Source organism: Mesorhizobium onobrychidis (assembly GCF_024707545.1).
GTDB lineage: Bacteria > Pseudomonadota > Alphaproteobacteria > Rhizobiales > Rhizobiaceae > Mesorhizobium > Mesorhizobium onobrychidis.
Window position 1 is genome coordinate 1,595,213 of record NZ_CP062229.1, and the last position, 7,288, is coordinate 1,602,500.

Annotated in this window: 5 protein-coding genes (1 of these 5 only partly in view); 4 read left to right on the forward strand and 1 reads right to left on the reverse strand. The window is 64.2% G+C overall.

Features of this window, described 5'->3' with window-relative positions; all coding sequences use genetic code 11:
- Positions 1-21 precede the first annotated feature (21 nt).
- The 4 genes from clpB to IHQ72_RS07905 all read left to right on the forward strand — a co-directional run bounded on the left by clpB (position 22) and on the right by IHQ72_RS07905 (position 6,465).
- A complete protein-coding gene (gene clpB, locus IHQ72_RS07890) occupies positions 22-2,628 on the forward strand; it encodes an ATP-dependent chaperone ClpB (RefSeq protein WP_258121920.1) in 2,607 nt (868 codons plus the stop codon).
- A 44-nt stretch (positions 2,629-2,672) separates the two neighbouring features.
- Positions 2,673-3,038: an MmcQ/YjbR family DNA-binding protein gene (locus tag IHQ72_RS07895; RefSeq protein WP_258121921.1), complete on the forward strand. Its 366-nt coding sequence runs from the start codon at positions 2,673-2,675 to the stop codon at positions 3,036-3,038.
- Positions 3,039-3,282: 244 nt separating this feature from the next.
- Positions 3,283-4,761, forward strand: coding sequence for a L,D-transpeptidase family protein (locus IHQ72_RS07900; protein WP_258121922.1), 1,479 nt, complete (start codon positions 3,283-3,285; stop codon positions 4,759-4,761).
- A gap of 138 nt (positions 4,762-4,899) precedes the next feature.
- Positions 4,900-6,465: an MFS transporter gene (locus tag IHQ72_RS07905; protein WP_258121923.1), complete on the forward strand. Its 1,566-nt coding sequence runs from the start codon at positions 4,900-4,902 to the stop codon at positions 6,463-6,465.
- Between the two features lie 21 nt (positions 6,466-6,486).
- Here the strand turns inward: IHQ72_RS07905 and IHQ72_RS07910 are convergent, their stop codons facing one another.
- Positions 6,487-7,288, reverse strand: the final stretch of a protein-coding gene (locus tag IHQ72_RS07910) for a M23 family metallopeptidase (RefSeq protein WP_258121924.1). Its footprint extends 1,160 nt past the window's final position; only the last 802 of its 1,962 coding nucleotides appear in the window; the start codon falls outside the window, past its right edge — the gene reads right to left on this strand; its stop codon occupies positions 6,487-6,489.

Here is a 7,288-nt window from a genome sequence, read left to right on the forward strand (position 1 = left end):
CGGTGACGGAAGGAGACAGAGATGAACCTTGAAAAATATTCCGAGCGCGTGCGCGGCTTCATCCAGTCCGCGCAGACCTTGGCGCTCTCGCGCAACCACCAGCAATTCACCCCCGAACATATATTGAAAGTGCTCGTCGACGACGACGAGGGCTTGGCCGCGTCGTTGATCGAGCGCGCCGGCGGCAGCGTCCGCGACGTCAAGCTTGGCGTCGAGACGGCACTTGAGGCAATGCCCAAGGTGGAAGGCGGCAACGGCCAGCTCTATCTGGCGCAGCCGCTGGCCAAGGTATTCTCGACCGCCGAGGAACTGGCCAAGAAGGCCGGCGACAGCTTCGTCACGGTCGAGCGGCTGCTGACGGCGCTGGCGGTCGAGAAATCCGCCAAGACCGCTGACATCCTGACCAAGGCCGGGGTGACGCCACAGGCGCTGAACCAGGTGATCAACGACGTCCGCAAGGGTCGTACCGCCGATTCGGCGAGCGCCGAGCAGGGCTATGATGCGCTGAAGAAGTACGCGCGCGACCTGACTTCCGACGGCCGCGCCGGCAAGCTCGACCCGGTCATCGGCCGCGACGACGAGATCCGCCGCACCATCCAGGTGCTGTCGCGCCGCACCAAGAACAATCCGGTGCTGATCGGTGAACCCGGCGTCGGTAAGACGGCGATCGCCGAAGGACTGGCGTTGCGCATCGTCAACGGCGATGTGCCGGAATCGCTCAAAGACAAGCAGTTGATGGCGCTCGATATGGGGTCGCTGATCGCCGGTGCCAAATATCGCGGCGAATTCGAGGAGCGGCTGAAGGCGATCCTTTCGGAAGTTACCGCTGCCGCCGGCGGCATCATCCTGTTCATTGATGAGATGCACACGCTGGTCGGCGCCGGCAAGGCGGATGGCGCCATGGATGCGTCGAACCTGCTGAAGCCGGCGCTGGCTCGCGGCGAACTCCACTGCGTCGGCGCAACGACGCTCGATGAATACCGCAAGCATGTCGAGAAGGACGCCGCCCTTGCCCGCCGGTTCCAGCCGGTCTTCGTCAATGAGCCGACGGTGGAAGACACCGTCTCCATCCTGCGCGGCCTGAAGGAAAAATACGAGCAGCACCACAAGGTGCGCATCTCGGATTCGGCGCTGGTCGCGGCAGCGTCGCTGTCCAACCGCTATATCGCCGACCGCTTCCTGCCGGACAAGGCCATCGACCTTGTCGACGAGGCCGCGTCGCGGCTCCGGATGCAGGTCGATTCGAAGCCCGAAGCGCTGGACGAGATCGACCGCCGCATCATGCAGCTCAAGATCGAGCGTGAGGCGCTGAAGGTCGAGAAGGACGACGCGTCGAAGGACCGGCTCGCCCGCCTCGAAAAGGATCTTTCCGCTCTGGAAGAAGAATCGACCGAACTGACCTCGAAATGGCAGGCCGAGAAGCAGAAGCTCGGGCTCGCCGCCGACCTGAAGAAACAGCTCGACGAGGCGCGCAACGAGCTCGCCATTGCCCAGCGCAAGGGCGAATTCCAGCGCGCCGGCGAACTTGCCTATGGCAAGATTCCGGAATTGGAAAAGAAGCTGAAGGCAGCCGAAGCCCAGGACGGCAAGGTCGGCATGGTCGAAGAGGTGGTCACCCCCGATCACGTCGCTCATATCGTGTCGCGCTGGACCGGCATTCCGGTCGACAAGATGCTGCAAGGCGAGCGTGACAAGCTGCTGCGCATGGAAGACGAGATCGGCAAGCGCGTCGTCGGCCAGGGCGAGGCGGTGCAGGCCGTGTCGAAAGCCGTTCGCCGTGCCCGCGCCGGCCTGCAGGATCCGAACCGGCCGATCGGCTCATTCATGTTCCTCGGACCGACGGGTGTCGGCAAGACCGAACTGACCAAGGCGCTCGCCAGCTTCCTGTTCGACGACGAGAGCGCCATGGTGCGCATCGACATGTCGGAATTCATGGAGAAGCACTCGGTCGCCCGGCTTATCGGCGCGCCTCCCGGCTATGTCGGCTATGAGGAAGGCGGCGCGCTGACCGAAGCGGTGCGGCGCCGGCCCTATCAGGTCGTGCTGTTCGACGAGATCGAGAAGGCGCATCCGGACGTGTTCAACGTGCTGCTGCAGGTGCTCGACGACGGCCGTCTGACCGACGGGCAGGGCCGTACGGTCGATTTCCGCAACACGCTGATCATCATGACGTCGAACCTCGGCGCCGAATATCTGGTCAATCTCGGCGAGAACCAGGACGTCGATGTCGTCCGCGACGAGGTGATGAGCGTCGTCAGGGCGTCGTTCCGGCCGGAGTTCCTCAACCGCGTCGACGAGGTGATCCTGTTCCACCGGCTGCGCCGGCAGGATATGGGCCGCATCGTCGAGATCCAGCTCAAGCGGCTGGAAAGCCTGCTCGTCGATCGCAAGATCACGCTTTCGCTGGACCAGGAGGCGATCGACTGGCTGGCGGCCAAGGGCTACGATCCGGCCTATGGCGCGCGGCCGCTGAAGCGGGTGATGCAGAAGGACCTGCAGGACCCGCTGGCGGAGAAGATCCTGCTCGGCGACATCCTCGACAGTTCGACCGTCAAGGTCACCGCCGGTTCCGACCGGTTGAACTTCCGCTCGAAGCCGACAGTCGTGGCGACCGAGGCGGCGGCCTGATTTCGAGCCCGCCACGTGATTAAACACTAAACGGTGGGGCGCAGATGACGCTGGATGACTACAACAGCTTCTGCGCCTCGCTGCCTGCGGCGAGCCACGTCGTCCAGTGGGGCGGCGCCCATGTCTGGAAGGTCGGAGCCAAGGTCTTTGCGATCGGCGGTTGGAGCGAGGGCAAGGAGCCGTTCGTCACCTTCAAATGCTCCGACATCGCTTATGACATCTTGAAGGAACAGCCGGGCCTTCGGCCCGCGCCCTATCTTGCCTCACGCGGCATGAAATGGATCCAGCGCCAGACAAACCAAAGCATGGACGATGACGCGCTGAAGGACTATCTGCGCGAAAGCCATCGCCTTGTCGTGCTCAAGCTGACGAAGCAGGCGCGCAAGGAATTGGGACTCGCCACCAGCTAGCTATGTTGCTCTCATCGCCAGAAATCCGCCATCTTCATGCCCGGTTCATGTTGGAACCTTATGGTTGGCAACTGATTTGCTGGCGAAGGGGTTCGCTGCCGTATAGGCCCTAAAATCGAATTCGATTTTCGGAATGCGGAGATTTTAAGTGTTAGAGCGTCCTTGCGCGTCCGAAGGGACGCGCGGCGCTCCAAAGTGACAACGCCGGGCGGGCGGCAATTATGGACTGGAGAATTTGCCCAACATGTTCCGCACGATCTTCACCCTTTCGGCGCTTGCCGCCGGGCTGCTTTCTTCGAGCGCAATGGCCGCGCCGACGGAAGACATCGCGCCGCGATCTGCCCGTGCGGCCGATGCCGGTGGCGTGCTGGTCGCTCAGAACGGCGATTTCGACGTCTATTACGACGCCAGGGGAAACCGCGTCATCGTCGATGCGGAAACCGGCAAGGTCCTCGCTATCCAGCCGCCGCAGACCAGGTTCGACCGCCGCGCGCTCCGCCGCGAGCGCTTGCGCAATCTCGGACCGGTCGAGGACGACCGCTATTATCTCGACGACCCGGAAGACGCGGCGCGCTTGCGCCGCAGGCAATTGGAGGAGGAAGGCCTGATCGTCGTACCGCCGGTCGACGAAGTCGTACCGCCGGTCGACGAATACGATCCCTACAGCGACAATTCGGTGGAAGCTTTTCCCGAAGCACCGCGCGATGACGGCAGCTATGGCAACGATTATCCGGAAGCGCCGCAGCCGATAGAGCCGCGCACCGTCAAGCGCCAGCCGCTCGACGAGGCTTCGATCGAGCCGCCGGCGCCGGGCGACCAGGCGGCACTGCCGCCAAAGATCGGCGGCGAGACCGTTATTGATCCGTCGCTTTCACTCGGTGCACGCAAGGATGTTGCTGCGTTGCAAGTGCTGCTCGACCGCGCCGGCGCTTCGCCCGGCGTCGTCGACGGGCGCTTCGGCTCGAATGTCGACAAGGCGCTCGCCGCCTACAACGAGATCACCGGCGGCAATCTGCGGTCGACCGATGTGGTCGGCATCCAGGCAGCCCTTGAGCAGTCCGGCGGCGATGCCTTCGCCTCCTACAACATCACGTCCGAGGATGCGGCCGGCCCCTATGTCGCCTCGGTGCCTGAAGACTACGGCCAGAAGGCGCAGCTCGATCGGCTGAGCTACACCTCCGTCACCGAAGCGCTGGCCGAGCGGTTCCATATGGACGAGAACTATCTGAAGGCGCTCAATCCGGAAGCGAACTTCAACCGTCCCGGCACGATCATCAAGGTAGCCAACTTCGGCAGGCTTGTGGCGAAGCCGGTGGCAAGCATCATCGCCGACAAGGGCAAGAAGCAGGTCCGCGCCTATGACGCGTCGGGCAAGCTAATCGCGGTCTATCCAGCCACCATCGGCTCGGCGGACACGCCTTCACCCACCGGCACGCATGCGGTGTCGCGGGTCGCTCTCGACCCGAACTACACCTACAATCCGAACCTCAATTTCAAGCAGGGCGAAAACAACAAGATCCTGACCATCCCGCCGGGCCCGAACGGCCCCGTCGGCTCGGTCTGGATTGCGCTGGACAAGCCGACCTACGGCATTCACGGCACACCCGACCCCTCCAAGATCGGCAAGACCGAAAGTCATGGCTGCGTGCGGCTGACCAATTGGGACGCGCGCGAACTGGCAAAAATCGTGTCGCCGGGCGTCACGGTGGAATTCATCGACTGAGCGCCCTATCCCAAATCATCGCGCAGCCTGGGTCAACCCGGGAGCAGGCTCTTAGGGCGACGTGATCCGGTTCTGGTTTCAACGACAGCAACCCTCTGGCCGGTTGTTGCCGGCGCATAGGAGGTCTAAGCAGGCTTCATGCGTTCTCCAAGCGAAGTCGGCGCCGAAGCCGTCCCACTGGTCAGGCCGCTTCCGGCCGATACGTTTTGCCCGCAATCGCGGCGCAGGTTCGTGCTGATCGCGGCGATCCTGGCTTCCGCGCTCGGCTTCATCGACGGTTCGATCCTGGCCATCGCCACGCCGGCGATCCGCGTCGACCTCGGCGCCAGTTTCGCCGAGGCGCAGTGGATTTCAAACTCCTATGCGCTGACGCTTTCGGCACTCATCCTTGTCGGCGGCGCCGCCGGCGACCGTTTTGGCCTGCGACACGCTTTCGTGGCAGGCATCGCGCTGTTCATTGCCGCCTCGCTTGCCTGCGCGGTGGCGCCGAACCCGCCGGTGCTCATTGCGTTTCGCGCCATTCAGGGCATCGGCGCCGCCATCATGGTGCCGGGCAGCCTCGCCATTATCGCCAAGGCCTATCCGAAGAAGGAGCGCGGCAGGGCGATCGGCATCTGGGCGGCGGCCTCGGCGCTGACGACGGCGCTTGGCCCGGTGCTGGGCGGCGTTGTCTTGTCGGCCTTCGGCGACGGCATCTGGCGGGCGATCTTCGCGATCAATCTGCCGCTTGGTCTTGTCTCGATCTACCTTCTGCTCGCCAAGGTCCCGGCCGACGCACCGACGGAAAAGCGCAGCCTCGATCTCGGTGGCGCTGCCCTCGCCACCTTGGCGTTCGGCGCGCTTGCCTACGGCTTGACTTCGATGAGCAGCGAAGGCGAGGGGCAAATGTCCGGCCCGAGCATCGCCGCCGGCGCGGTGCTGCTCATCGTGTTCATCGTCTTCGAGCGCCGGCAGCGCGAACCGATGATCGATATCTCGCTGTTTCGGGTCGGCGCCTTCGCCGGCGCCAATGTGGCGACCTTCTTCCTCTATTTCGCGCTGTCGGCCAACCTGTTCTATCTGCCGATGCTGCTGATTGCCGGATGGGGGCTGAGCGCGGCCGAGGTCGGCTTCATCTTCCTGCCGCTGTCGGTCTTGATCGCGCTGTTGTCGGGGCCCGTCGGCCAGTGGTCCGACCGGATCGGTCCGCGTTTTCCGATCGCCAGCGGCAGTCTCGTCGTCGCTGTCGCCTTTACCGGGCTTGCCTTGCTGGCCTATGCCGGCATCCACAGTTTCTGGTGGGGAGTGTTTCCGCTGACGGCGCTGATGGGGCTCGGCATGGCGCTGGTCGTGTCGCCGCTGTCGACGGCGGTGATGACGGCGGTCGAGGACAAGGATACGGGTGCTGCTTCGGGAATCAACAATGCCGTCTCGCGCATTGGCGGCCTGATCGCGGTGGCGGCGATGGGGTCACTGGCGGCCTGGATCTATGCGGCAGCGCTGAATAGCGGTGCCGCATCCGGCGTTCCGGGTTTCGGCGAACCGGCGCCGGCGGGCCTGGCACCGGATCTCGATGCAGCAAGGCTTGCCGCCAGCGACGCAGCGTTCGCAGCCGTCGCCTTGGCGACCGCGCTGCTTTGCCTGCTCTCGGCAATCGTGGCGTGGACGACTGTTTCCGGCGAACGACTGCCATGGCCGCGTGGATCTGAGACTTCGCAGAGCTGAGGAGCCCGGAAAGGCTCCGGCTCAGCCTTCGATCTTGGCGCTCGCGACCTTCAGCGAATCGCTGTCTTCCTGCTTGAGCAGATCATCGATGCGCCCGCGCTCGCGCTTGAAGGCGACGAGGTCGTCGCCCTTCAGCACCTTGCCGACCGGCAGGCGAACGCGCATCGGGTCGACCTTGGTGCCGTTGACGATCAACTCGTAGTGGAGATGCGGACCGGTGGCGAGACCGGTCTGGCCGAGAAAGCCGATGGTCTGGCCTTGGCGGACGCGCACGCCCGGCGCGACGCCTTTGGCAAAAGCGCTCTGGTGATTGTAGGAGGTCTCGTAGCCATTGGCGTGGCGGATGATGATCTGCTTGCCATAGCCACCGGCCCAGCCGGCCTTCTCGACGACACCGTTGCCGGAGGCGATGATCGGCGTGCCGATGGAGGCTGACCAATCGACGCCGGTGTGCATGCGCACATAGCCGAGGATCGGATGCCTGCGGGCGCCGAAGCCGGAGCGAAATTTTCCCGCGGGCAGGGGATTGCGCAGCAGGAACTGCTGGGCGCTGCGGCCGTCCTCGTCGAAATAGTCGGTGCTGCCGTCCTGCATCTGGAACCGGTAGAAATTGCGCGTCGTACCGCCGAAGCTCGCCGAGACATAGAGCAACTCGGATTCGTCGGATGCCCGGTCGTCGCCGTCCGGCTGCGAGAACAGGACCTCGATGCGGTCCGACGGATTGAGCCGCGACTGGAAATCGACACCGGACGCCAGGAGCTTGATCAGCCGCTTGGTCATCGCCTTGGACATGCCGTAGGAGTAGGCGGCGCGGTAGATGCCG

Coding starts and splice junctions, on each gene's coding strand:
- clpB (WP_258121920.1), top strand. CDS start 22: ATGAACCTTGAAAAATATTCCGAGCGCGTGCGCGGCTTCATCCAGTCC.
- IHQ72_RS07895 (WP_258121921.1), top strand. CDS start 2,673: ATGACGCTGGATGACTACAACAGCTTCTGCGCCTCGCTGCCTGCGGCG.
- IHQ72_RS07900 (WP_258121922.1), top strand. CDS start 3,283: ATGTTCCGCACGATCTTCACCCTTTCGGCGCTTGCCGCCGGGCTGCTT.
- IHQ72_RS07905 (WP_258121923.1), top strand. CDS start 4,900: ATGCGTTCTCCAAGCGAAGTCGGCGCCGAAGCCGTCCCACTGGTCAGG.